The sequence below is a fragment of the Ciceribacter sp. T2.26MG-112.2 genome (assembly GCF_900492205.1).
Lineage (GTDB): Bacteria > Pseudomonadota > Alphaproteobacteria > Rhizobiales > Rhizobiaceae > Allorhizobium > Allorhizobium naphthalenivorans_A.
In genome coordinates, this window is sequence record NZ_UEYQ01000002.1 from 163,876 (window position 1) to 188,611 (window position 24,736).

The following is a 24,736-nucleotide window of genomic DNA, read 5'->3' on the forward strand; positions in this document are numbered from 1 at the left end:
CAACCGCCGCGAAGGGACGGAATCATGGACAAGGAGACGGGCGACTGACTTTGCGATCTGTGCGCGGCGGGACGAAACCGCGAGACGGGCCCAAAGTGTGGTGGCTCGGGACCTAGGTGGTGGACGGCGCGGGGGCCGGAAAGACCCGGCCGTCGAACAGTTTTCGCGCCGTCCGCAAGGTGCCGATGCCGGTAATCTCTCCGGCCGGCCCGCGCTCGACCAGGACTTCGGCTGCCCCCGTCGGATGTTCGATGCAGAAACGTCCGTCGGCGGGGATCTCAGCCATTTCCGCAGCGACCGATCCTTCCAGCGTGCAGGCGGTGGCGACACTGACGGCGGCAAAGACGCCGATGAAGGCGTGGCAGCGGTGCGGAATGAAGCTGCGGGTGCCGATCGTCCCGCCATTGCGTGACCGAGAGACCAGGGTCATCTTGGGCACGGAACTCTCCCTCACATCGCCAAGCTTCATCAGCGGCCCGGCTTGAAGACGGATCGCCTCGAGCCGTGCCTTGAGCGCGTTGTCGCCATCCAGATCCTCACGGCTTTCCTCGCCGGTCAGGCCGAAATCGGCGGCGCGCAGGATGACGATCGGCATGCCGTTGTCGATCAATGTGCAGTCGACGCCGTCGATCACGTCGCGGGCTCGGCCGGTCGGCAGAAGCGCGCCGCACATCGAGCCCTCGGTATTCTGGAAGAACAGCGGTACCGGCGCATGGCGTCCGGGAACGCCGTCGATCCGCGCATCTCCCTGATAGGTGACCCGGCCGTCCGGCGTGGCGACCTGGGCGAGCGACACTTCGCCGGTGTTGAGCATGTGGATGCGCACCGGCGTGGTGCCGTCTTGCGCCTTGACCAGCCCGCGTTCAATGGCCGCGGGGCCGACGGCGGCCAGGATATTGCCGCAGCCCTGGGCATCGGTCACGATCGCCTGGTCGACGAAGACCTGGAGGAAGAGATAGTCGACATCGGCGTCAGGCCGGGAGGAGGGCGACAGGATCGCCGCCTTGGAGGTCAGCGGATCGGCGCCGCCGATGCCGTCGATCTGGCGCGCGTCCGGCGATCCCAGAATGCGCAGCAGCAGCGCATCGCGCTTCGGCGGATCGGAAGGCAGGTCGGAAGCCAGAAAGACCGCGCCCTTGGACGTGCCGCCGCGCATCCACAGGCAGGGAATGCCGTCGGCATAGTCCTCAGACATATTTCAAGCCTTTCTCGGCGAGCCGCTCGCGCATTGCATAGATGTCGAGTCCGAGTTCGCCGGCGGCGAGCCGCTTGCGCTTCGCCTCTTCCGCTGCGAGGCGCTTGTTCGCTGCTTCAAGCACGCTTGCAGCCTCGGCACGTTTGACCACCACGACGCCATCGTCATCGGCGACGATCACGTCGCCCGCTTCGATCGCCGCCCCGGCGCAGACCACTTGCACGTTCACCGAGCCGAGCGTCTCCTTCACTGTCCCCTGGGCTGAAACAGCCTTGGACCAGACCGGGAACTGCATGGAGGTCAGATCGCGGATGTCGCGCACGCCGGCGTCGATGACGAGGCCGCGGCAACCGCGGGCCTGGGCGGAGGTCGCCAGCAGGTCGCCGAAATAGCCGTTGTCACATGGCGAGGTCGGCGCCAGCACCAGAATGTCGCCGGCTTTCAGCTGTTCGATCGCGACGTGCACCATCCAGTTGTCGCCGGGTGGTGCCGAAATGGTCACGGCCGAGCCGGCGATCTGGGCGCCGGCATAGATCGGGCGCATGTAGCTTGCCAGCATGCCCTTGCGCCCCTGCGCCTCGTGCACGGTGGCGACGCCTGCGCGTGCGAGGCCGTCGATCACGGCCGGATCGGCGCGCTCGATGTTCTGGACGACGACGGCCATGTCAGTGCTCCTTCTTCACCGGCGGAGTGCCGTGGGTGTGGAAAGTGTCGATCGTCTTCAGGCCCCAGGCCTGGCCCTTCTTGCGGTCGGTCTCTGTCCAGATGACAGGCTCCCAGTCGGGCTGGAGGATGAGACGGGCGCCGGAATTGGCAAGCTCGACGCGGTTGCCGGCTGGTTCCCAGACATAGAGGAAGAAGGTGCCCTGGACGGCGTGCTTGTGCGGCCCGGTTTCGATATGGACGCCATTCTGCAGGAAGATGTCGGCGGCCCGCAGGATATCCTCGCGCTGGTCGGTCGCATAGGTGACGTGGTGGAGCCGTCCGACGCCACCGCCATGTTCTTCGGTGCAGGCGAGATCATAGGTCTTGTTGTTGATGGTGAACCAGCAGCCTCCGATCCGGCCATTGTCGAGCTGGATGATCTCGGTGACGCGACTGCCGAGGCAGGTCTCCATGAAGCGGCGGAATTCGGACACGTCGGAGGACAGGAGGTTGAGGTGGTCGAGCCGGCGTGGGGCCGCCCCGGTAAAGGCGGAAGCGGTGTTCTTCAGCGCCGGCACGTCGGCGCCGGTCGCCTGGTATTTCACCGTGTCCCAGTAGATCTCGAAGACGTGGCCGAACGGGTCCTCGAAGCGGAAGGCCGGGCCATGGCCGAGATCGCCGTCGATCCAGCCGTGGACCTTGTATCCCGATGCCTCGATCGCCTTGACGCGCCGCTCCAGCGCTTGCGGGCTGGAGGCGCGATAGGCGATGTGGCCGACGCCGGTGGAGTGCGACCTGGTCAGCTTCAGCGAGCAGTATTCGTAATCGTCCCAGGCCCTCAGATAAGCCGAGGTCTCGTCCCGGCCGGACAGCTTAAGGCCGTAGACGCGGGTGAAGAAGTCGAGGCTTTCCTCGAACTTGTCGGTAAACATCTCGACATGGGCGAGATGGGCGATGTCAAAGCAGGGTTCCATGGCTCGCTCTCCCTTTAGAGTTCGTCGACGGTGCGCGGGAAAATCGACTGGAAGCCTTCCGCGTACTTGCAGGCCCGGCCGCCGGCCTGGCCGCCGGAATTGCGGGTGAAGTGGTTGGCGCGGTTGATGGCGACGCGGGTATAGTATTCCCACAAATGCTCCTGGCCTTCCATGCATTCGATGGCGGCGCGCTTCTTCTCCCAGACCGGCGTGATGTCGAGGAATGTGTCCGGCTTCCAGCCCATCTGTTCGGTCTGGTGCGGTTCGAACAGGTAAAGCTGCGGTGCGCCGAGCACCTTTTCTCCCGGATTGTGGCCCCAGGCCTGGGCGATCATGCGGCATTCCAGTGCCATCTGGGTCGCATACATATGGTCGGTATTGTAGGGGTCATATTGCGAATGCGACAGCATGAAGCGCGGCTGTACCTTGCGGATGACATCGACGAGATCGTTCTTGTCGTCGCGGCTGAGCTCCAGAGGATAGTCGCCGAGGTCCATCGAGATGAGCTCATGCACGCCGAGGGCTTCCGCAGCGCTTTCGGACTCGGCGCGGCGCGCGGCCTTGACGCGGTCGAGCGTCATGCCCGTTTCCTTCCACAGCTTGGCGCTTTCGCCGCGCTCGCCGAAGGACAGGCAAACCACCGTGACCTCGTAGCCCATCGCCGCATGCAGGGCGATCGCCCCGCCGCAGCGCCAGACGAAATCGGCCGCATGGGCGCTGATCACCAAGGCGGTTTTGGCCGCCGTATTTTCCGTGGACATGGATATACCTCCCTGATTTTTCTCTGTCGCTCAATAGGTGCTGCCGCGGTAGCCGCAGATCAAATCGAAAGGCTGCCAATGAGTATAAGTTCAAGCTATAGATACTGGAATTGATGTGCGGCATTTGCCACAGTCTCCGGCAAAGGGAGACGGAAGAGAGATGACTGGTATTACGGAACAATTCCCCGATATCGCCTTTGTCGGCTTCGGCGAGGCGGGCCATGCCCTGGCCTCGAGCTGGCTGCGTCCGGCCCGAGGAACGACCAGAGCTTATGACATCAAGCTGTGCGAGGCCGCCACGTCCGCCATCGTTCTTGAGCGTTGCGCGGAGGCGGGCGTCGAGCCCCATCCGGATCCTGGCCAGGCGCTTGACAAGGTGGGTCTGGTCTTCAGCCTGGTCACGGCGGACCAGGCGCTGGAAGCCGCCCGTGTCTGCGCGCCCCATCTCCTCCCCGGTGCCCTGTGGCTCGACTGCAATTCCTGCGCGCCGCAGACGAAGCAGGCGGCGGCCGAGTTCGTCGAGGCGGCCGGGGGACGCTATGTCGACGTCGCGGTCATGGCGCCGGTCTATCCCAAGCGCCACGAGGTGCCGCTGCTGCTCTCCGGTCCGCATGCGGCCTTGGCGGCGGCACGCATTGAGGTCCTCGGCCTGCGCCCGAAGCTCGCGGGCGAGCGGGTGGGCGATGCCTCCAGCGTGAAGATGCTGCGCTCGGTGATGATCAAGGGGCTGGAGGCGCTGACGACGGAATGTATTCTGGCGGCACGCAGGGCCGGGGTCGAGGATGCCGTTCTCGCCTCGCTGCAGGCCTCCGATCCGGGAATCGACTGGCGGGCACGCGCCACCTACAACATGGAGCGCATGCTGGTCCACGGGGCGCGGCGGGCGGCCGAGGTCGAGGAGGTCTGCGCGACGCTCCGCGCTTTCGGCCTGCCGGACTGGATGAGCCGCGGCACGGTGGAATGGCAGCGTCGCCTGGCGTCGCTGGAGATTGATCCGGGTGCGGACGATCTGGCAAATCGCGCTGACGCCGTGTTGTCCAGGCTATGATTTCCCGCAACCTGCGCCATTTACGCCTGTTTGCGGCAGTGGCGGATCTGAAGTCGCTGACGCTGACCTCGGAAAAATGGCACATCTCCCAGCCCGCCGTGACCCAGGCCATGAACAAGCTGGAACGCGAGGCGGGCGGTGCTTTGTTCGAACGCAGCCGCCACGGCTTCTTCCTCACGCCGCGCGGAGAGGTGCTGCTGCGGCGCGTCGAAGCAGCCTTCGGGCTGCTCGATTCCGTCTTGAGCGAGATCTCGCCGCGCCTGCGCATGTCTTTGAGCTATGCCCAGCTTCAGGCGCTGATTGCCGTCAGCGAAAGCGAAAATTTCACGCTGGCCGCACGCCGCCTCGGCCTGGCGCAGCCGACCGTCCACCGCGCCGTCACGCAGATCGAGCAGGAGGCCGCGCGCAGCCTGTTCGAGCGGACGTCCTTCGGCATCCTGCCGACGCGGCTGTGCCAGGCGCTTGCACAGGCGGCGCGGCTGGCGATCTACGAATTCGACCAGGCGGATACGGAACTTGCCGAATTCAACGGCGGCGAGGCGGGCGCGATCGTCATCGGCGCAATGCCGCTCGCCCGCTCCGGCATTCTGCCACAGGCGCTTGCCCGTTTCAGCGCCGAACGGCCAACCTATCCGGTGCGGATTCACGATGGTCCCTATGACGAACTCTTGAGCGCGCTCCGTCGTGGATCGATCGACTTCCTGGTCGGCGCACTGCGTGAACCGGCGCCGATCGGCGATGTGGTGCAGCAACGACTGTTCGACGACCGCCTGGCCCTTCTGGCACGACCGGGCCATCCGCTCGCCGGAAGAACAGAGCTGACGGCTGATGACCTGCTCGCCTTTCCCTGGGTGGTTCCGCGACGCGGCACGCCGACGAGGGACCAGTTCGAGACGCTCTTTACCTCGCAGGAGAAAAAGGCGCCGGAGAGGCTCATCGAATCCGGATCGCTGCTCCTGATGCGCGAGCTTCTGAACGAGAGCGACCATCTCGGCTGCCTCTCCCGCCATCAGTCGCAACGCGAATGCGATCATGGGCTGCTGGTCACCCTGACCTACCCGACGGATCATCTCATCCGCCCAATCGGCCTGACGTGCCGGGAAAACTGGCGGCCGACCAATGCGCAGAAGCGCATGCTGGAGCTGATCGCCGATGTCGCTCCTTAGACGAACGGCATAGCTAATAATTATAACAGGTTCCGATCGTTGAAACGGCTCGGTGGCTGCCGCCGGGCGCCAGATAGGATGAACCGCCGCCCAGATCTCCCCCATATCGCCAGGTTTCGATTCGCCTTCGCTTTCCATTCCACATTTGTGCAATGCGAAGCGTCCAAAGAATCCGCGAAATAACAAAAACTTGGCCAAGATGCAGCAAAACTGCGGCAGAATCTCTCTTTACAAGCGTGCAACAACGGATAAGACGAAAGAAGTGTGTCGGTCGGCACGGCTTCAGACGTCCATGCAAGCGCTTCGGATGCCTGTTTGTCCTGTCTATCGGCTCCGCTCCACGTGATTTGCCTCACGGACATAAGAACCATGGCGCGATTTTGGGGCGCGCCGTTTGCCAACGAAACCAGCGTCTTCGGCCTGGCCGAAAGAACGCAAAGGGGAGAATGTCATGAAGTACAAGTTCGGTTTTGCCGCAGCGGCCCTGCTCGCGGCCACCTTCCTTTCCAGCGCCGCAAGCGCCAAGACCTTCGTCTACTGCTCGGAAGGCTCGCCGGAAGGCTTCGATCCGGGTATGTACACCGCCGGCACCACGTTCGATGCCTCGGCACATCCGATCTACAGCCGCCTGATGGAATTCAAGCCCGGCACGACCGAAGCGGAAGCCGGCCTGGCCGAAAGCTATGAAGTCAATGCCGACGGCACCGAATACACCTTCAAGCTGCGCCCGGGCGTCAAGTTCCACACCACCGAATTCTTCACCCCGAGCCGCGAACTGAACGCGGACGACGTCATCTTCTCGCTCGAGCGCCAGATCAAGGCTGACCATCCGTGGAACCAGTACGTCGCCGGCACCTCGTGGGAATATGCCGCCGGCATGGGCTTCCCGGAACTGATCAAGACCATCGAGAAGGTCGATGACCTGACCGTCAAGATCACCTTGAACCGTCCGGAAGCTCCCTTCCTCGCCAACCTGGCCATGCCGTTTGCCTCGATCGTGTCGAAGGAATATGCCGACAAGCTCGAAGCCGATGGCAAGAAGGAACAGCTGAACCAGATGCCGGTCGGCACCGGTCCGTTCTCCTTCGTCGGCTACCAGCAGGACGCCGTCATCCGCTACAAGAAGAACGCCGACTATTGGGGCGGTGCGCCGAAGATCGACGACCTCGTCTTCGCCATCACCACCGATGCCGCCGTTCGCTACCAGAAGCTGAAGGCCGGCGAATGCCACCTGATGCCGTTCCCGAACGCCGCTGACGTCGGTTCGATGAAGTCTGATCCGAACCTGACCGTGATGGAACAGGAAGGCCTGAACGTTGCCTACCTCGCCTACAACACGACCCAGGCTCCGTTCGACAAGGTTGAAGTCCGCAAGGCGCTGAACAAGGCGATCAACAAGCCGGCGATCGTTGATGCCGTCTTCCAGGGCATGGCAACTCCCGCCAAGAACCCGATCCCGCCGACCATGTGGTCCTACAACGAAGCGACCCAGGACGACGCCTACGATCTCGATGCTGCCAAGAAGGAACTCGAAGCAGCCGGCGTCAAGGATCTCTCGATGAAGATCTGGGCCATGCCGGTTTCGCGCCCCTACATGCTGAACGCCCGCCGTGCGGCCGAGATCATGCAGGACGACTTCGCCAAGATCGGCGTCAAGGTCGAGATCGTCTCCTATGAATGGGCCGAGTATCTCGACCGTTCGAAGGCCAAGGATCGTGACGGCGCCGTCATGCTCGGCTGGACCGGCGACAACGGTGACCCGGACAACTTCCTCGACACGCTGCTCGGCTGCGAAGCCGTCGGTGGCAACAACCGCGCCCAGTGGTGCAACGAGGAGTTCAACGCCCTGGTGAAGAAGGCCAAGGTCACCTCGGATCAGGCCGAGCGCACCAAGCTTTACGAAGAAGCCCAGCTGGTCTTCAAGCGCGAAGCTCCGTGGGCCACCATCGACCACTCCCTGTCCATCGTTCCGATGCGCAAGGAAGTCTCCGGCTTCGTCCAGAGCCCGCTTGGCGACTTCACCTTCGAAAACGTGGATATCGCCGAGTAACGGTTGATCCTTGACGAATTTGCCGCGGGACAGCTTGCCTGTCCCGCGGCACTTGCATTAGGACAAGCGACAATCCGCGGCCGGGCCGCGATCCTCGGGAAGGGCGATGTCCTTTTCGGGCAAGATACGTCCGCTGCGTGACCAGCGGCCACAGACCTCCAAGAAGAACAACAGCAGGTCCCTCATGTTTGGCTTTCTCTTGCGGCGGCTTGCCGTCCTGATCCCGACTTTCATCGGGGTTTCCATCATCGCTTTCGCCTTCATCCGGCTTCTTCCGGGTGACCCGGTGGCACTTTTGTCCGGCGAACGCGTCATGTCGCCCGAGCGGCATGCCCAGATCAGCGCCAATCTCGGGCTCGATCGACCCATCGTCATCCAATATTTCGACTATCTGGGCGGCGTTCTGACCGGCGATTTCGGCACATCGATCGTCTCCAAGTCGCCGATCCTCGATCAGTTCCTGGCGCTGTTCCCGGCGACGGTCGAACTGTCGCTCTGCGCCATCCTCATCGCCATCGTGCTCGGCATTCCGGCCGGCGTCATCGCGGCGATCAAGCGCGGATCCTTCTTCGACCAGTCGGTGATGGGGGTGGCGCTTGTCGGCTATTCCATGCCGATCTTCTGGTGGGGCCTCCTCTTGATGATCCTGTTCTCCGGCATCCTGCAATGGACGCCCGTGTCGGGCCGCATCTCGCTGATGTTCTTCTTCCCCCCGGTCACCGGCTTCATGCTGATCGATTCCCTGCTGTCGGGCCAGAAGGGCGCCTTCATGTCGGCGCTCAGCCACCTGGCGCTGCCGTCGATCGTGTTGGCCACCATCCCGCTGGCCGTCATCGCCCGCCAGACCCGCTCCGCCATGCTGGAAGTGCTGTCCGAGGACTATATCCGCACGGCGCGCGCCAAGGGCCTGTCGCCGCTGCGCGTCGTCGGCCTGCATGCGCTCAGGAACGCCATGATCCCGGTCATCACCACGATCGGCCTGCAGATCGGCGTCATGCTCGCCGGCGCGATCCTGACCGAGACGATCTTCTCCTGGCCGGGTATCGGCAAGTGGATGGTCGACAGCGTGTTCCGTCGCGACTATCCGGTGATCCAGGGCGGTCTTCTGCTGATCGCCGGCATCATCATGGTCGTCAATCTCATTGTTGATCTGCTCTACGGCCTGATCAACCCGCGCATCCGCCACTAGAAGGAGAAAATCCCATGGCCGATACCGCCACCAATCAACCGGTCTCCACAGCGGCCCTGCGCCGCCAGATGCTGGCCGAATTCTGGTTCTACTTCTCCGAAAACCGCGGCGCGGTGATCGGGCTGTTCGTCTTCATCGCGCTCGTCCTGATCGCCGTCTTCGCACCGCTGGTCGCGCCGCATTCGCCGTTCGAACAGTATCGCGACGCGATCCTGATCCCGCCGGCCTGGCTCGAGGGCGGCAACACGTCCTTCCTGCTCGGCACCGATCCGGTCGGTCGCGACATTCTTTCGCGGCTGATCTACGGCGCCCAGTATTCGCTGTTCATCGGCGTGTTCGTCACGACCCTTTCGCTGACCAGCGGCATCCTGATCGGCGTGATCGCCGGTTATTATCGCGGCTGGATCGACACGGTGATCATGCGCCTGATGGACATCATCCTGGCCTTCCCGTCGCTGCTGCTGGCGCTGGTGCTGGTGGCGATCCTCGGTCCCGGTCTGACCAACGGCATGATCGCCATCGCGCTGGTTTTGCAGCCGCATTTCGTGCGCCTGACGCGTGCCGCGGTGATGACCGAGAAGACCCGCGACTACGTGACCGCGGCGCGGCTTGCCGGAGCCGGCCCGATGCGCCTGATGTTCCGCACCATCCTGCCGAACTGCATGGCGCCCTTGATCGTCCAGGCGACGCTGTCCTTCTCCAATGCCATCCTCGATGCGGCCGCCCTCGGCTTCCTCGGCATGGGCGCCCAGCCGCCGGCGCCCGAATGGGGCACGATGCTGGCCGAAGCGCGCGAGTTCATCCTGCGCGCCTGGTGGGTCGTCACCTTCCCCGGCCTCGCCATCCTGATCACCGTTCTCGCCATCAACCTGATGGGCGACGGCCTGCGCGATGCCCTCGATCCCAAGCTGAAGAGGTCCTGACATGGCGCTTTTCGAAATCGAAAATCTGACCGTCCAGTTCGAGACGGCGACCGGCTGGTTCAAGGCCGTCGACGGCGTCTCGCTGTCGGTCGAAGCCGGCGAAGTGCTGGCGATCGTCGGCGAGAGCGGTTCCGGCAAGTCGGTCTCCATGCTGGCCGTGATGGGACTTCTGCCCTGGAGCGCGAAGATCACCGCCGACAAGATGCTGTTCCAGGGCCGCGACATTCATGGCATTTCGCCTGCCGAACGGCGCAAGCTGATCGGCAAGGACATTGCCATGATCTTCCAGGAACCCGTGGCGAGCCTCAATCCGTGCTTCACCGTCGGCTTCCAGATCGAGGAAGTGCTGCGCATCCACATGGGCCTTGGCAAGACGGCGCGGCGCGAGCGGGCGATCGAACTGTTCAAGCTGGTCGGCCTTCCCGACCCGGCCGAGCGGCTGCATCACTTCCCGCACCAGATGTCGGGCGGCCAGTGCCAGCGCGTCATGATCGCCATGGCGATCGCCTGCAATCCGAAGCTTCTGATCGCCGACGAGCCAACCACTGCGCTCGACGTGACCATTCAGAAGCAGATCCTCGACCTTCTGATGCGGTTGCAGGCCGAGACCGGCATGGGCCTGATCATGATTACCCATGACATGGGCGTGGTGGCCGAAACCGCCGACCGCGTCATCGTCCAGTACAAGGGCCGCAAGATGGAGGAGGCCGACGTGCTTTCGCTCTTCGAGGCGCCGAAGAACGCCTATACCAGGGCCTTGCTTTCGGCCCTGCCTGAGAATGCGACGGGCGACCGCCTCACCACCGTTTCCGACTTCATGGCGGGCGCGGCAGCAGGAGAGAACGCATGAGCCAGACCGTTCCCATGCTCGAAATCCGCAACATCACGCGCGACTATCACGTGCCGACCGGCTTCATGAAGCCGGAGAAGGTGGTTCACGCCGTGAAGGGCGTGTCCTTCAAGCTCGATGCCGGCAAGACGCTGGCGATCGTCGGCGAGAGCGGTTGCGGCAAGTCGACGCTTGCCCGCATCCTGACCTTCATCGATCCGCCGACCTCCGGCGAACTGTTGATCGACGGCAAGGCGGTCGATACCCGTCCGGGTCATCTGACCGCCGAGATGCGCCAGAAGGTGCAGATCGTCTTCCAGAACCCCTATGGTTCGCTCAATCCGCGTCAGAAGATCGGCGATGTGCTGGGCGAACCGCTTTTGATCAACACGAAGATGAGTTCGGCCGAACGGCGCGAACGGGCCACCGAGATGCTGGTCAAGGTTGGCCTCGGTCCGGAACACTACAACCGCTATCCGCACATGTTCTCCGGCGGCCAGCGCCAGCGCATCGCCATTGCCCGCGCGCTGATGCTGAACCCGAAGCTTTTGGTGCTCGACGAGCCGGTCTCCGCTCTCGACCTTTCGGTTCAGGCGCAGGTGCTCAACCTTCTGGCGGACCTGCAGGAAGAGTTCGGCCTGACTTACGTCTTCATCAGCCACGACCTGTCGGTGGTGCGCTATATCGCCGACGAGGTGATGGTGATGTATTATGGCGAAGCGGTGGAATACGGCACGCGCGACGCGGTCTTTGCCGATCCCAAGCACGAATATACCAGGACGCTGTTTGCTGCGACGCCACGTGCCGACGTGGAATCGATCCGCGCCCGTATGGCCAAGCGCGTCCGTCCGGCGGCACAGACCGCCTGACCGGAGTGAAAGAGTTCCATGACGTCTGACCGCCCGGCTGGCTGCAACCCGCCGGGCGGTCGCATTTCAAGCTGTCTGTCGAGAATGGTGGATAAGCGCAGCGGTCTTTGCTATTTGCGACAGACCGTTAGGATTGGGGCCGCGACGAAGTGATGACGCAGGCGATGGCCGGCAAGACGAAGGAACAGAAGGGGCAACCGGCGCTGCGCATCGGTTTCATCCTGGCGCGCAGCTTCACGCTCAGCGCGTTCTCGCTGTTTGCCGATGCGCTACGGCTCGGCAGCGACGTCGAGGACCGGTCTGGCCGCGTCCATTGCGACTGGGCCGTGCTCGGCAGCACGCGTAACTTCATCACTTCGAGCTGCGGCATCCAGGTGGCGCCGACGGCGCCGCTCGGCAATCCGAAGCAGTTCAACTATATTGCAGTGGTCGGCGGGCGGCTCAATGTCGCCGAGCCGATCGACCGCGAGGCGGTCGCCTTCCTGCACCAGGCCGCGGCCGCCGGCGTGCCGATCATCGGGGTGTGCACCGGCAGCTTCATCCTGGCGGAAGCGGGGCTTCTCGACGGCCGCACCGCCTGCGTCAGCTGGCTGCATTATGTGGAATTTCGCTCCCGCTATCCGTCGATCGACGCCACCTCCAAGCGCCTCTTCGTCGAGGACCATGGCCGCATCACCTGCGCCGGGGGCTCCAGCGTCGCCGATCTCGCCACCTATCTGATCCGCCGCCATGTCGGCGAGGCGGCCGAGCGCAATGCGTTGGAGATCATGCAGATCACCCGACGGCGCGATGCGAGCGAGATGCAGACCCGCAATCCGCTCGGTACGACGCCGGTCAGGGACAAGCGCACCAACATGGCGCTGATGATGATGGAACAGCATATCGAGGACGTCGTGTCGATCGACGATGTCGCCGATGCGGTCGGTCTGTCGCGGCGCCAGCTGGAACGGCTGTTTCGTACCGAGTTCGGCGCGACCCCGGTCGCCATGTATATCCGCTTGCGGCTGGAGCATGCCCGGCGGCTGGTGGTTTTCACCGACAAGGCGTTGATCGACATTGCGCTGGAGACGGGGTTTGAAAACGTCTCGCACTTCATCCGCAAGTTCCGCAAGGAATTCGCGATCACGCCGGTTGCCGCGCGACGTCGGCACGCGGCGGAAACAGGGGCTTGAAACACAAAAGGCCGGCGAAAACGTCGGCCTTGCTCTTGGGATTTTCGAAGTTTCGTTCAGCGGTCAGAGGCGAACCTTGCGGAAGCCTTCCGGGTCGATGCCGAGCGTGCGCAGATCGCGTTCGCGCGGGCTGCGATGAGCCTCGACGGCTGCTGCGGCGGCGCTTGCTGCTCCGATGACGGCGAAGGCCCTACCAAGGAAACCCTTATGCATGGAACCTGTGAGGACAGACATTGTCTTTGCTTTCTCTGTGTGTTGACAAGAGAAAGATGGCCCTCATTAGCGGTTTCTACAATGGCGATAACTTCACTGCAGCCATGCAAGAAAAGCGGGCCGGAACTGTTGGGTTCCGGCCCGCCTTGATTTTCGTCATGTCTATCGGGGTCAGTCTTCGCTGGCTGCCAGATGCGACAGCATCTCGCCCTTGCCGCGGGCGCGCAGGATGAGCGGCAGAATGAGCGCCGTTGCGGCCAGCAGCAGCAGGCCAGCGGCGATCGGCGAGGTGAACAGCACCGTCACGTCGCCCTGGCTGATCGCAAGAGCGCGGCGCAACTGCTGCTCGGCGAGCGGCCCGAGGATCAGGCCGACGACGACCGGTGCGATCGGATAGCCGAAGATCCGCATGATATAGCCCATCACGCCGAAGGCGAGCAGCATGCCGAGTTCGTAGACCGAGGGGTTCGCGCCGATGGTGCCGAGCGTGGCGAACAGCAGGATGCCGGCATAGAGCCAGGGCTTGGGGATGGTCAGCAGCCGGACCCACAGGCCGATCAGCGGCAGGTTGAGGATCAGCAGCATGAAGTTGGCGATCAGCAGGCTGGCGATCAGGCCCCAGACGAGCTGCGGATTGGTGGCAAACAACAGCGGGCCGGGCTGCAGGCCGTATTGCTGGAAGCCGGCGAGCATGATCGCGGCTGTCGCCGTCGTCGGCAAGCCGAGCGTCAGGAGCGGCACGAGCGTGCCGGCGGCAGAGGCATTGTTGGCTGCTTCCGGACCGGCCACGCCTTCGATGGCGCCATTGCCGAACTCTTCCGGATGCTTCGTCAGCCGCTTCTCGGTGGCGTAGGAGAGGAAGGTGCCGATTTCGGCGCCGCCGGCCGGCATGGCGCCGATCGGAAAGCCGATCGCCGTCCCACGCAGCCAGGGTTTCCAGGAGCGGCCCCAGTCGGCCGCGGTCATCCAGATCGAGCCGCGCACCGCCTCGACCTTGTCCGGGCCACGATCGCCCTGGGCCGCCAGGAAGAGGCTTTCGCCGATGGCGAACATGGCAACCGCCAGCGTCGTCACCTCGATGCCGTCGAGCAGGTCGGGAACGCCGAAGCTCATGCGGGCCTGGCCGGTCAACTGGTCGATGCCGACGGTGGCCAGCGTCAGGCCGATGAACAGCGAGGTGAGCCCGCGCAGCGTCGAGTCGCCGAAGGCCGAGGAGACGGTGACGAAGGCCAGCACCATCAGGGCGAAATATTCGCGCGGGCCGAAGACGAGTGCCAGCTTGACGATGTAGGGGGCGATGAAGGCAAGTCCGATCGTGGCGATCAGGCCGGCGACGAAGGAGCCGATGGCGGCGGTCGCAAGGGCAGGGCCGCCGCGTCCGGCGCGGGCCATCTTGTTGCCTTCCAGCGCAGTCACGATCGAGGCGCTTTCGCCCGGCGTGTTGAGCAGGATCGAGGTGGTCGAGCCGCCATACATGCCGCCGTAATAGATGCCGGCGAACATGATCAGCGAACCGGCCGGGTCGAGCTTGAAGGTAATCGGCAGGAGCAGCGCGACGGTGAGCGCCGGTCCAATGCCCGGCAGAACGCCGACGGCGGTTCCGAGCGTAACCCCGACCAGGGCGTAAAAGAGGTTCATCGGCTGGGCCGCGACGAGCAGGCCCTGCCAGAGGAAGTCGAAAGTATCCATGTATGGCTACTCCTCAGAGGAACAGGCGTTCGAGCGGTCCGGCCGGCAGGGAGAGCTGCAGCAAGAGGGCAAAGACGAGCCAGACGGCGAGACAGATCGCGATGCCGAGCGGGAGGGAGAACCACAGCCGGCGTTTGCCGAAGGCGCGCGCGGTCGCGGCAAAAAGCACGCCGGTGGCAATAGAGAAGCCCAGCGTCGGAAGCAGCAGCATCTGGCCGGCAAGCCCGCCGATGATCCAGGCGACCGGAGCGATCTCCTGGTGTTCGCGTTCGGGGAAGTCGCGCCGGAAGGCGGCGACTGCCGTCCAGACTGCAAGACCCACGAGGCCGAAGGCGATCCATTGCGGCACGGTGGCCGGGCCGACGGGCGAATAGCCGACGACGTCGCCGAGACGATCGACGTCCCAGAAGATCAGCGCGGCGAGACCGGCGAGCACGAGGGCGATGACAAGCGCCGCCCCGTCGGGGCGGCGTGTCTCGGTCGTTGAGGTCTTAACCTCGCTCATTTCACCAGCCCGATGTCCTTGAGGACGGCTTCGGTGGCGGCAACATCCTTGTCGAGCTGGGCCTTGAAGGCGTCGCCGGCGAGGTAGGTGTCCTGCCAGCCCTTGGTCTTCAGGATTTCCTGCCAGCTGGCGGACTTGACCATCTTCTCGATGTCGGCGGAGACGGCGGCGGTCTGTTCCGGGGTGAGGCCCGGAGCGGCCGCGACCATACGCCAGTTCTCGACGACCACGTCGAGGCCGCCTTCCTTCAGCGTCGGGGCGTCGGCATTGGCCAGGCGCTCGGCGCTGGAGACGGCCAGCAGGCGCAGCGTGCCGGCCTTTACCTGGGCCTCGAACTCTCCATAGCCGGAAATGCCCGCGGTCACCTGGCTGCCGAGAATGGCGGCCAGAGCCTCGCCACCGCCGGAGAAGGCGATGTAGTTGATCTTGGTCGGATCGACACCGGCCGCCTTGGCAATCAGGCCGACGGCGATGTGGTCGGTGCCGCCGGCCGAGCCGCCAGCCCAGGAAACCGAACCCGGATCCTTCTTCAGCGCCTCTACCAGATCGCCCATGGACTGGATCGGCGAAGCGGCGGGTACGACGATGGCTTCATACTCGCCGGTCAGGCGGGCGATCGGGGTCACGTCCTTCAGCGAAACCGGGGACTTGTTGGTGAGGATCGCGCCGACCATGACATAGCCGCCGACGATTAGCGCATTGGCGTTGCCCTTCGACTGGTTGGCGAACTGGGCAAGGCCGATGGTGCCGCCGGCGCCCGGTACGTTCTGCACCTGGGCAGCCGGCGAAATGCCCTCCTGCTGCAGCACGGTCTGCATCGAGCGGGCGGTCTGGTCCCAGCCGCCGCCCGGATTGGCGGGTGCCATGATGGTGTAGTCGGCGGCAAAGGTCGGCAGCGCCATCGCGCCGGCCAGAATGGTTGCCAGGATAAACTGTTTCAAGATGAATTCCTCCGTCAGGGCACTGCTCTTTCGCAGCGCATTTCTTGTTGAGCGGACGGGGGGAGCGTTTCGGCTGACGACACGTCGGTGTCCCGCTGGGACCGTGCCGGATGTCCAGGTCTCCTCCCGACCATGCCGGCCAAGCGCCTCCACGCGCGACCGCATCGTCATAAGATCACAGCAAGCTGACATCTGCCTGACACCGCCGGTCCATTCGACCCTGCGATCCCGGTGCGGGAAAAAGCATACGCCGAACTATTGCAGCCGCAAGACTTCGTTCCAGCGGCTGATCAGCCGCGCGCGCTTCACCTGGTCGAGATAGACCATGAGGCCGGGGCTGACCGGGACGGGGCGCAGCTGCTTGCCCAGCTGTTCCTGCAGGGTGGTGGCGGTGTTCTCGCCTGCGACTTCGGGGCTGACCGCGGCGATCTGCAGCTGCCGCGCCATGATGGTCTGGCCCTCGCGCGACATGAAGAATTCGAGATAGGCCCGCCCGAGGTCGGGAGAACTGGCCGCCTGCGGCACGAGGCCGATGCGCGACATGACGACGGTGTAGTCCTTCGGCAGCACGATGCCGAGGTCGGGATGGCGCGAGGCCCAGTCGGCGGCATAGGAGCCGAGGATGTTGTAGCCGAGCACGAAGCGGCCGTCGGCGATGCGCTCGAGGATGGCGGAGCTGGTCGAATAGAGTTTCACCCCGGCGGCCCCCATCGTCTGGATCACCGACCAGATGTCGCCGAACTGTTCCTGGTCCCGCGCCATGAACAGGAAACCGACGCCGGAACGTTCGATGTCGTAGGTGCCGATGCGGCCGTAGACGGCATTGCCCTGGCGCTTCAGGTAGTCGACGAATTCGGCGCGGGTGGCGGGCGGCTTTTCCTTGGTGAAGCTCGGCTTGTGATAGACGAAGACGGCGGGCTCGAAGGTCAGTGCATAGGCCGTGTTGCGCCAGTTGGCCCAGGCCGGCCAGCGCGCGCTCATCGGCAGGTCGCTGCGCTGGGCATAGCCGTCATTCGACAGCTTCACTTGCAGGTCCATGGCGGATGAAAAGGCGAAGTCGGCGGTGCGGGCGCCGCTGTCGGTCTCCTTGACGATGCGGTCGTAGATCTCGCCGGTCAGCATGTCTTCGTAGCGCACGGCGACATCCGGATGGGCCTCCTGGAATGCCTCGATCATAGGCTGGGCGACCGGCTCGTCGAGGGAGGAGTAGACGACGAGGGTGCGCGCCTCGGCGCTTCCCGAGCGTGCCGGAAAGAGCGTGGTGCTGGCCTGCGCGGCAAGGGACTGGCTGAGGATGAGGGCGATTGTGAGGACAAAGGTGCGCATAAACTCATAATGCCGTGGCCGGCAGGCGTTCACAAGCCGCGGGGTCCCCGCTAGAGTGGTCCGGAGGGGGACGATCTTGCGCATACTTCTGGTCGAGGACAATGAGACGCTGGCGGACGGCCTGAGCTCCATCCTGCGTAGCAGCGGCTATGCGGTGGACGTGGTGCGTGACGGGGCATCCGCCGACGCGGTCACGGCGACCGAGACCTTCGATCTCGTCATCCTCGATCTCAACCTGCCGGAGATGGGTGGCCTGGAAGTGCTGCGCTCCATGCGGGCGAGGCAGGACAAGGCGGCCGTACTGATCCTGACGGCACGCGGCACGACGGAAGAGCGGGTCAAGGGACTGGATCTCGGCGCCGACGATTACATGACGAAGCCCTTCGACGTCAGCGAGCTCGAGGCGCGCGTGCGCGTTCTGTTGCGCCGGCGTGCCGGGCTGCATTCCTCCTCGGTACAATATGGCAATGTCTCCCTCGACCTGACCTCGCGGACCTTTTCCGCCGACGGCGTGCTGATCGACCTGCCGGCGCGCGAACTCGGCATTCTCGAAGTGCTGTTCATGCGGGCCGGCAAGGTGGTGCCCAAGGATGCGATCATCCAGTCGCTGGCCGGCTTCGACGACGATCTCAGTGCCAACGCCATCGAGCAATATGTCAGCCGCCTGCGCAAGCGGCTCGGGCCCTATGGCCTCACCGTGCGGACCGCGCGCGGCATCGGCTACTATCTCGACAAGGCGGCGGAGCCGGCATGACCGCCGCCGCCTATTCGCTGCGCAGGCGCTTGCTGGGCTGGCTGCTGCTGGCGACCGCCGTCCTCGGCATCGTCGCCCTGATCGATACCTACCGCGAGGCAGTACGCACGGCCAACACGGTTTCCGACCGGGTGCTCGCGGGCTCCGCCATGGCGATCGCCGAGCGGGTAATCGTCTCCGAGGATGGCACGCTCGAAGTCGACATTCCCTATGTGGCGCTCGAAATGCTGACCTCCGCGGCCCAGGATCGTGTGTTCTATCGCGTCGACGGCCCACCTGGCGAGTTCATCACCGGCTACCAGAACCTGCCGACCTTCGCGGACCTCGGCGGTCAGTCGTCCTTCTATACCGACGCGATCTTCCGGGGCGAGCCGATCCGGGTTGCGGTGCTGCAGCGCTCGGCCTCGACCGGCATCGCTTCTGTACCCTTTTCCGTGACGGTCGCGGAGACCACCATTGCCCGCCAGCAACTGGCGCAGGCGATCCTCTTGCGCTCGGCCGCCCGTCTGGCGCTGATGATCGGCGGCGCGGGCGCAATCGTCTGGATCGCGGTCACCTATTCCCTGCGGCCGCTCTATCGCCTCGGCGAGGCCATCGCCGAACGCAATCCCGACGACCTCCACCCGATCGAGCAATCCGTGCCGACCGAAGTCCAGGGGCTGGTCGACACCGTCAATTCCTTCATGATCCGGCTCGGCTCGGCGCTCGATGCGCTGCGCAACTTCACCGGCAATGCCAGCCACCAGCTGCGGACGCCGCTGGCCATCATCCGCACCCAGCTGGCGCTCTCGGCCCGGGCGACGACGCTGGAGGAAGCCCGGGCGGCGGCGCTGAAGGGCGACCGGGCCGTCGGCCATGCCGAGCACGTGCTGGCGCAATTGCTGCTGATGGCGAAGATCGATGCCGCCGGTTCGGATCATCGGCCGCCTGTTGGTCGGATCGATCTCGTCCGTGTGGCGCAGGAGGTGACGGCCGACAGCGTACCGAAGGCCACCCAGGCCGGCATCGATCTCGGTTTTGAAGGTGAGGGGACGGCCTTGGTGCTCGCCGAGCCGCTGTTGATCGGCGAACTGCTCGGCAACCTGATCTCCAATGCGATCGCCTATGCCGGATCGGGAACGGAGGTCACGGTCCGGGTTTTTACCCGTCCGGAAGGTGTCTGCCTCCAGGTGGAAGATGATGGTCCGGGCATCGCGGCGGAAAAGCTCGCCTCGGTGCGGCAGCGCTTTTCCCGTGGCGACAAGGGCGAGGGTGCCGGCCTCGGCCTGCCGATCGTCGAGGAGATCGCCCGCCTCTTTGCCGGCAGTCTGGACCTCGCGCAGGGTTCGAGTGGGCGTGGCCTCAAGGCGACCGTAACCTTTCCCCCGGCTGAACCGGCAGGCTGATCCCCGCGCCTATTTCAGGAAGGCGCGGAAGCGTCCGAGCGAGAACAGGAAGAGCACCGTCCCGATCCCGATCAGCCACAGGAAATCCGGCCATACCACATCCATTCCGGCGCCGCGGAACAGGATCGACTGCGCCATGGCGATGAAGTGCGTGTTGGGCGCGAAGTTCATGATCAGCTGGATGATCTCCGGCATGCTTTCGCGGGGCGTGAGCCCGCCGGACAGCACCTGCAACGGCAGCAGGATCAGCATCAACAGCAGGCCGAACTGCGGCATGGAGCCGGCGACGGTCGCCAGAAAGATGCCGAGCGAGGTTGTGGCGAAGAGCTGCAGCGCCGTGCCGGCCATGAAAAGGGGCACGGAGCCCTGCAGCGGTACTTCGAGAATCCAATGCGCGACGACGACCAGCGAGAAGGCCGAGGCCACCAGCACCACCAGACTCATGGCAAGCACCTTGCTGACCATGATCTCGAAGGCGGTCACCGGCATGACCAGGAGATGCTCGATCGTGCCGTGCTCGCGCTCGCGGATGAGGGCTGCGCCGGTCAGGATGATCGACAGCATGGTGATGTTCATGATGATGTTGTTGATCGCCCCGAACCAGACATTGTTCAGCTGCGGATTGAAGCGCGCCCGCAGGGTGAGGTCGACCGGCAGGTCGACCGTGCTGCGATAGCGGTTGACAAACTCGCTCACCTCGCTGTTGACGATGCTCTGTATGTAGCCCGAGCCGCTGAAAGCCTGGGTCATGCGGGTGGCATCGACATTCAGCTGGATCGTAGGCGTCCGTCCGGCCAGCACGTCCTGCTGGAAGTTGGCGGGGATGTCGAGCGCGAAGGTCGAGAGGCCCGCATCCATCCTTTTGTCCATCTCGTTCGCGGTGATGATCTCCGGCTTGGTGAAATAGGGCGGGTAGAAGGCATCCTGGATGCGCAGCGACAGCTGCGAAAGATCCTCGTCGACGATGGCGATCGCCGCCATGTTGAGCGTTTCGGGCAGCGCCCGCGCCTCGGTGTAGATCGACAGCGAGAAGGAATAGAGGATGAAGACCAGCAGCATGCGGTCCTGCACTAGGCCGCGCAGTTCCTTGACGATGAGATGACCGATATGGCGGATGCGCATGGCCTTACCTCGCCTGCTTTTTCAGGAGAATAGCGGTCAGCCCGACCAGGATCGGGATGGCGATCAGCAGGTAGATCATCTGCGGCTGCAGGTCTGCAAAGCCGAGGGCCTTGGAGAAGGTGCCGCGGGCGATGGTGACGAAATGGGTCGTCGGATAGATGCTGCCGATGAAGGCACCGGCACCCTTGAGCGACGAGACCGGGTCGATGATGCCGGCATATTGGACGGCCGGAATGAGGGTCAGGAGGGCCGTACCGAACAGGGCGGCGATCTGGCTCGACACGAAGGTCGAGACGAGCATGCCGAGCGCCGTGGTCGAGATGACGTAGAAGAGGGCGGCGACAGCGAAGGTCACGAAGCTTCCGGTGAACGGCACCTCGAAGATCAGGATGGCGAAAGCGGTCAGGAGCACGAAGTTCATCATGGCGAGCGCGACATAGGGAAGCTGCTTGCCGATCAAAAATTCCAGCCGGGTGGTCGGCGTGACGTAGAAGTTGATGATCGAGCCGAGTTCCTTTTCCCGCACGACGCTGAGCGCCCCGAGGATGGCCGGGATCAGCAGCAGGAGCAGGGGGATGACGGCCGGCACCATGGCCACCAGGCTCTTGACGTCGGGATTGTAGCGATAGCGGGTTTCGAGCGTGAAATTGCCCTTGGTCGCCTCCTCGCCATAGGCTTCGCGGATCTTCTCCGTGATCCAGTGGGAATGCATGCCCTGCACATAGCCGCTCACCGTTTCCGCGCGGGTCGGCATGGCGCCGTCGATCCAGGCGCCGATCTCGACCGCGTCGCCCCGGAGGGCATCCCGGCCGAAATTGGGCGGGATCTCGATCGCCAGGCTGATCTCGCCGCTGCGCATGCGCTTGTCGAGGTCGGCATAGTCCTTGAGCGGCGGGTGTTCGACGAAGTAGCGGGAGCCGGAAAGCTGCGCGACATAGTCGTCGCTGATCGTGGTCCGGTCGTAGTCGAGCACGGCGAAGCTGAGCTTCTCGATGTCGAGATTGATGCCGTAGCCGATCACGAACATGAGGATGACGCTGCCGATGGTAGCGAGCGTGCCACGGATCGGATCGCGTTGCAGCTCGAGCGCCTCGCGGCGCGAATAGCTCATCATCCGCCTGAGGTCGAAGAAGCGGCGGAACAGCGACTGCCGCGGCGCGGCCTTCGCCACGGGCTCCGGCTCGGCGACCGCACCCGTCTCCGGCGCCGCTTCCGATGCGAACTCGGCATTGCCGGCGATCGCGTCCTCGAGATAGGCGATGAAGGCCTCCTCGAGGGAGGCGGCTCCCCGCTTGGCGACGATTTCCTCCGGTGTGTCGCTGACCAGCACGGTGCCGGCATGCATCAGCGAAATGCGGTCGCAGCGCTCGGCCTCGTTCATGAAATGGGTGGAAACGAAGATGGTGACCCCGTCCTTGCGCGAAAGCTCGCCGAGGATCTGCCAGAAATCGTCGCGGGCAATCGGGTCGACGCCGGAGGTCGGCTCGTCGAGGATCAGGATTTCCGGCGCATGCACCATGGCGACGGCGAGCGACAGGCGCTGGCGGATGCCGAGCGGCAGCCCGTCCGGCATAGCATCCATCACGTCGATGAGGTCGAAGCGCTTCGCCATTTCCGCGACGCGCGGGGCGATTCGCTCCTTCGGGAGGTCGAACAGGCGGGCATGCAGGTCGAGGTTCTGCCGCACCGTCAGTTCGCCGTAGAGCGAAAAGGCCTGGCTCATATAACCGATACGGCGGCGGACGGCGAGATCGGAGCCGTCGACGGCGCGGCCAAAAAGCTCAGCCGTGCCTTCGCTGGCCGTCAGAAGCCCGGTCAGCATCTTCATAGTCGTCGTCTTGCCGCAGCCGTTCGAGCCGAGGAAGCCAAAAATCTCGCCGCGCTCGATGCGGAAGCTCACGTCGTTGACGGCGGTGAAATCGCCGAACCGCATCGACAGGTGGCTGGCCTCGATGGCGATCTCGCCGTCGAGTTCCGGATTGCGCGGCGGAATGGAGAGCTCGCCGTGACCGCTGCGCTTCTCCTCCGGCAGAAGGGCGATGAAGGCCTTGTCGAGGTTCGGCGCGCCGGTGCGCGCCAGCAGATCCTGCGGCGTGCCCGTCGCCAGCACCTTGCCGTCGTCCATGGCGACCAGCCAGTCGAAGCGGGCGGCCTCCTCCATGTAGGCGGTGGCGACCACCACGGTCATGCCGGGACGCCCTTCGCGGATGCGGTCGATCAGTTCCCAGAACTGACGGCGCGACAGCGGGTCGACGCCGGTCGTCGGCTCATCGAGGATCAGGAGGTCCGGATCGTGGATCAAGGCGCAGCACAGGCCGAGCTTCTGCTTCATGCCGCCGGATAGCTTGCCGGCCGGGCGATCGGCGAAGGGGGAGAGACCGGTGCTTTTCAGCAGTTCGGCGATGCGCCGTTCGCGCTCCTTGCGGCCATGACCGAACAGGCGGGCGAAGAATTCGACGTTTTCGAAGACCGAGAGTGTCGGATAGAGGTTCTTGCCAAGCCCCTGCGGCATATAGGCAATGCGCGGGCAGGTGCGCGCCCTGTGGCCTGAATCGGCCATGTCTCCGCCGAGCACGTGAACCTTGCCGGCTTGCACCGCGCGGGCGCCCGCGAGCAGGGACAAGAGGCTCGACTTGCCGACGCCGTCCGGCCCCATCAGGCCGACCAGGCGGCTGCTCGGCAAGTCGAGCGTGATGCTGCTGAGCGCCTGGGTCTTGCCGTAGGACAGCGACACGTCCTTCAGGCTGACCACCGGGCCGGTGAAATCGGCCGCCTCGTTGCGCGAGGGCTCGTTCATTGGACGACGTCGCCCTCGACGCCGGCCGGCCATTGCGCGGCGGGGTCAAGCCGCACATAGGCGACGCCAGGCAGGCCGGTCTTGACCATCTCGATGTGCTTGCGCAGCAGGTCGGGATCGATCTTGGCCTTGACGCGGAACATCAGCTTTTCGCGCTCGATCTGCGTTTCGACCGTCTTCGGCGTGAACTGCGCGACATTGGCGACGAAGGAGACGGTCGCCGGAATGATGTATTGCGGCGCCGCGTCGAGTTTCAGGCGCACTTCCGCGCCGATCGCCACTCGGCCCGCCTGGTCGGTCGGCAGGAAGAAGCTCATGTAGACGTCGCCGAGGTCGACCAGGTTGATGACCTTGCCGCCACCGGCGACGATCTCGCCGGGCTGAGCGACGCGGAACTGGATGCGGCCGTCGCGCGGGGCGGTGAGCGTGCTGTCGGCGATCACAGTTTCGATATTGTCGATCGCGGCTTCCGCCGCATCGGCGGCCGCCTCGGCGTTCACCACCTGGGCCTTGGCATAGCTGATGGCGGCATCGGCTGCGGCCGACTGTGCCTCGGCGGCAGCAAGGGCCGCGCGCGCGCCTTCGGCGGCGGCCTGGTCGTCCTCCAGCGTCTGTTGCGAAATGGTGCTGGAACTGGCGAGTTGCCTGGAGCGCACCATCTTGCGGTCGGCCGAATCGAGCAGGATCTGGCGTTGCGATACGGCGGCGACAGCCGCCTTCTTCTCGGCATTTCGTTGTTCAACGAGCGCCTGCGCGGTTTCGATGCCGATATCGGCCCGGCGCTTCTCGGCCTCGGCCTGGCGTAACTGCGATTCCAGCTGCTTGATGTCCATCTGGGCGAGCTTCTGCCCGGCTTTGACGAAATCGCCTTCGTCGACGAAGATTTCGGCGATGCGCCCGGCCGTCTTCGCCGCGACGTCGATCTCGACCGCCTCGATCCGGCCATTGCCGCTGGCGATGCCGTCCGCCAGTTCCGAGGCCTGCAGCGATTGCCAGAGATAATAGCCGCCGCCTGCCGCCAAAGAGAGGACGAGGGCGACAATGATCGCGTTTCGGCTGGCTGGTTTCACCGCTTCGATCTCCTGTAGAGCGGGACCCTCCCAACGTGGATCGGTCCCGCATCATTTCTAATCATTCGATTAAAACAACATCCTTCTCGCAGGTGCAATAGTGTGAACGTGAC

At 64.4% G+C, this 24,736-nt stretch carries 22 protein-coding genes; 10 read left to right on the forward strand and 12 right to left on the reverse strand.

Annotation, left to right across the window (positions count from 1 at the left end):
* Positions 1–112 precede the first annotated feature (112 nt).
* From DYZ14_RS04330 to DYZ14_RS04345, 4 genes are read right to left on the reverse strand one after another with little or no spacing between them, the layout of a single operon-like run.
* On the reverse strand, positions 113–1,195 hold the full coding sequence (locus DYZ14_RS04330; protein ID WP_154719548.1) for a 4-oxalomesaconate tautomerase: 1,083 nt from the start codon (positions 1,193–1,195) through the stop codon (positions 113–115).
* Positions 1,188–1,859 carry a 4-carboxy-4-hydroxy-2-oxoadipate aldolase/oxaloacetate decarboxylase gene (locus tag DYZ14_RS04335; RefSeq protein WP_154719549.1) on the reverse strand — a complete coding sequence of 224 codons (672 nt, stop codon included), beginning with the start codon at positions 1,857–1,859 and terminating at the stop codon, positions 1,188–1,190. The genes DYZ14_RS04330 and DYZ14_RS04335 overlap by 8 nt, the downstream gene beginning before the upstream one ends.
* A 1-nt stretch (position 1,860) precedes the next feature.
* Positions 1,861–2,814 carry a VOC family protein gene (locus DYZ14_RS04340; RefSeq protein ID WP_154719550.1) on the reverse strand — a complete coding sequence of 318 codons (954 nt, stop codon included), beginning with the start codon at positions 2,812–2,814 and terminating at the stop codon, positions 1,861–1,863.
* Between the two features lie 14 nt (positions 2,815–2,828).
* Positions 2,829–3,575: a PIG-L deacetylase family protein gene (locus tag DYZ14_RS04345; RefSeq protein ID WP_154719551.1), complete on the reverse strand. Its 747-nt coding sequence runs from the start codon at positions 3,573–3,575 to the stop codon at positions 2,829–2,831.
* 160 nt (positions 3,576–3,735) lie between these two features.
* Between DYZ14_RS04345 and DYZ14_RS04350 the strand changes: the two genes are divergently transcribed.
* The 8 genes from DYZ14_RS04350 (at position 3,736) to DYZ14_RS04385 (ending at position 12,821) form a co-directional block, all read left to right on the forward strand.
* Positions 3,736–4,623 carry an NAD(P)-dependent oxidoreductase gene (locus DYZ14_RS04350; protein WP_154719552.1) on the forward strand — a complete coding sequence of 296 codons (888 nt, stop codon included), beginning with the start codon at positions 3,736–3,738 and terminating at the stop codon, positions 4,621–4,623.
* Complete coding sequence (locus tag DYZ14_RS04355) at positions 4,620–5,789, forward strand: LysR family transcriptional regulator (RefSeq protein WP_154719553.1); 1,170 nt, start codon at positions 4,620–4,622, stop codon at positions 5,787–5,789. Before DYZ14_RS04350 ends, DYZ14_RS04355 begins: the two co-directional genes overlap by 4 nt.
* Positions 5,790–6,240: 451 nt before the next feature.
* Positions 6,241–7,839, forward strand: coding sequence for an ABC transporter substrate-binding protein (locus tag DYZ14_RS04360; RefSeq protein WP_154719554.1), 1,599 nt, complete (start codon positions 6,241–6,243; stop codon positions 7,837–7,839).
* A gap of 184 nt (positions 7,840–8,023) precedes the next feature.
* On the forward strand, positions 8,024–9,028 hold the full coding sequence (locus tag DYZ14_RS04365; protein ID WP_154719555.1) for an ABC transporter permease subunit: 1,005 nt from the start codon (positions 8,024–8,026) through the stop codon (positions 9,026–9,028).
* 14 nt (positions 9,029–9,042) lie between these two features.
* Positions 9,043–9,951 (forward strand): ABC transporter permease subunit, encoded by a 909-nt coding sequence (locus DYZ14_RS04370; protein ID WP_154719556.1) that lies wholly within the window; start codon positions 9,043–9,045, stop codon positions 9,949–9,951.
* A 1-nt stretch (position 9,952) separates the two neighbouring features.
* Positions 9,953–10,801, forward strand: coding sequence for an ABC transporter ATP-binding protein (locus DYZ14_RS04375; protein WP_154719557.1), 849 nt, complete (start codon positions 9,953–9,955; stop codon positions 10,799–10,801).
* Positions 10,798–11,649, forward strand: coding sequence for a dipeptide ABC transporter ATP-binding protein (locus tag DYZ14_RS04380; protein ID WP_154719558.1), 852 nt, complete (start codon positions 10,798–10,800; stop codon positions 11,647–11,649). Before DYZ14_RS04375 ends, DYZ14_RS04380 begins: the two co-directional genes overlap by 4 nt.
* Before the next feature lie 152 nt (positions 11,650–11,801).
* Positions 11,802–12,821: a GlxA family transcriptional regulator gene (locus tag DYZ14_RS04385; RefSeq protein ID WP_154719559.1), complete on the forward strand. Its 1,020-nt coding sequence runs from the start codon at positions 11,802–11,804 to the stop codon at positions 12,819–12,821.
* Between the two features lie 63 nt (positions 12,822–12,884).
* Here DYZ14_RS04385 and DYZ14_RS04390 read toward each other — a convergent pair whose 3' ends face one another.
* The 5 genes from DYZ14_RS04390 to DYZ14_RS04410 form a co-directional block, all read right to left on the reverse strand.
* The gene (locus tag DYZ14_RS04390) at positions 12,885–13,055 is read right to left on the reverse strand and encodes a hypothetical protein (RefSeq protein ID WP_154719560.1); all 171 of its coding nucleotides are present in this window, start codon (positions 13,053–13,055) and stop codon (positions 12,885–12,887) included.
* A gap of 150 nt (positions 13,056–13,205) precedes the next feature.
* Positions 13,206–14,723 carry a tripartite tricarboxylate transporter permease gene (locus tag DYZ14_RS04395; RefSeq protein ID WP_154719561.1) on the reverse strand — a complete coding sequence of 506 codons (1,518 nt, stop codon included), beginning with the start codon at positions 14,721–14,723 and terminating at the stop codon, positions 13,206–13,208.
* 13 nt (positions 14,724–14,736) lie between these two features.
* Complete coding sequence (locus tag DYZ14_RS04400) at positions 14,737–15,228, reverse strand: tripartite tricarboxylate transporter TctB family protein (RefSeq protein WP_154719562.1); 492 nt, start codon at positions 15,226–15,228, stop codon at positions 14,737–14,739.
* Entirely contained in the window at positions 15,225–16,169 is a 945-nt protein-coding gene (locus DYZ14_RS04405) for a Bug family tripartite tricarboxylate transporter substrate binding protein (protein ID WP_154719563.1), read from the reverse strand. The genes DYZ14_RS04400 and DYZ14_RS04405 overlap by 4 nt, the downstream gene beginning before the upstream one ends.
* A gap of 255 nt (positions 16,170–16,424) precedes the next feature.
* Entirely contained in the window at positions 16,425–17,495 is a 1,071-nt protein-coding gene (locus DYZ14_RS04410; RefSeq protein WP_154719564.1) for an ABC transporter substrate-binding protein, read from the reverse strand.
* Between the two features lie 76 nt (positions 17,496–17,571).
* On the opposite strand from DYZ14_RS04410, the gene DYZ14_RS04415 reads away from it, so the two are divergent.
* Together DYZ14_RS04415 and DYZ14_RS04420 are read left to right on the forward strand one after the other, a co-directional pair.
* Positions 17,572–18,249: a response regulator gene (locus tag DYZ14_RS04415; protein ID WP_154719565.1), complete on the forward strand. Its 678-nt coding sequence runs from the start codon at positions 17,572–17,574 to the stop codon at positions 18,247–18,249.
* Complete coding sequence (locus DYZ14_RS04420; protein ID WP_154719566.1) at positions 18,246–19,634, forward strand: sensor histidine kinase; 1,389 nt, start codon at positions 18,246–18,248, stop codon at positions 19,632–19,634. The genes DYZ14_RS04415 and DYZ14_RS04420 overlap by 4 nt, the downstream gene beginning before the upstream one ends.
* Before the next feature lie 9 nt (positions 19,635–19,643).
* On the opposite strand, the gene DYZ14_RS04425 is transcribed toward DYZ14_RS04420, so the two are convergent.
* The 3 genes from DYZ14_RS04425 to DYZ14_RS04435 are packed head-to-tail and all read right to left on the reverse strand — an operon-like array spanning position 19,644 to position 24,623.
* A complete protein-coding gene (locus DYZ14_RS04425; protein ID WP_154719567.1) occupies positions 19,644–20,756 on the reverse strand; it encodes an ABC transporter permease in 1,113 nt (370 codons plus the stop codon).
* A 4-nt stretch (positions 20,757–20,760) separates the two neighbouring features.
* Positions 20,761–23,553 (reverse strand): ribosome-associated ATPase/putative transporter RbbA, encoded by a 2,793-nt coding sequence (gene rbbA, locus DYZ14_RS04430; protein ID WP_154719568.1) that lies wholly within the window; start codon positions 23,551–23,553, stop codon positions 20,761–20,763.
* The gene (locus DYZ14_RS04435; RefSeq protein WP_154719569.1) at positions 23,550–24,623 is read right to left on the reverse strand and encodes an HlyD family secretion protein; all 1,074 of its coding nucleotides are present in this window, start codon (positions 24,621–24,623) and stop codon (positions 23,550–23,552) included. The genes rbbA and DYZ14_RS04435 overlap by 4 nt, the downstream gene beginning before the upstream one ends.
* Positions 24,624–24,736: the final 113 nt, after the last annotated feature.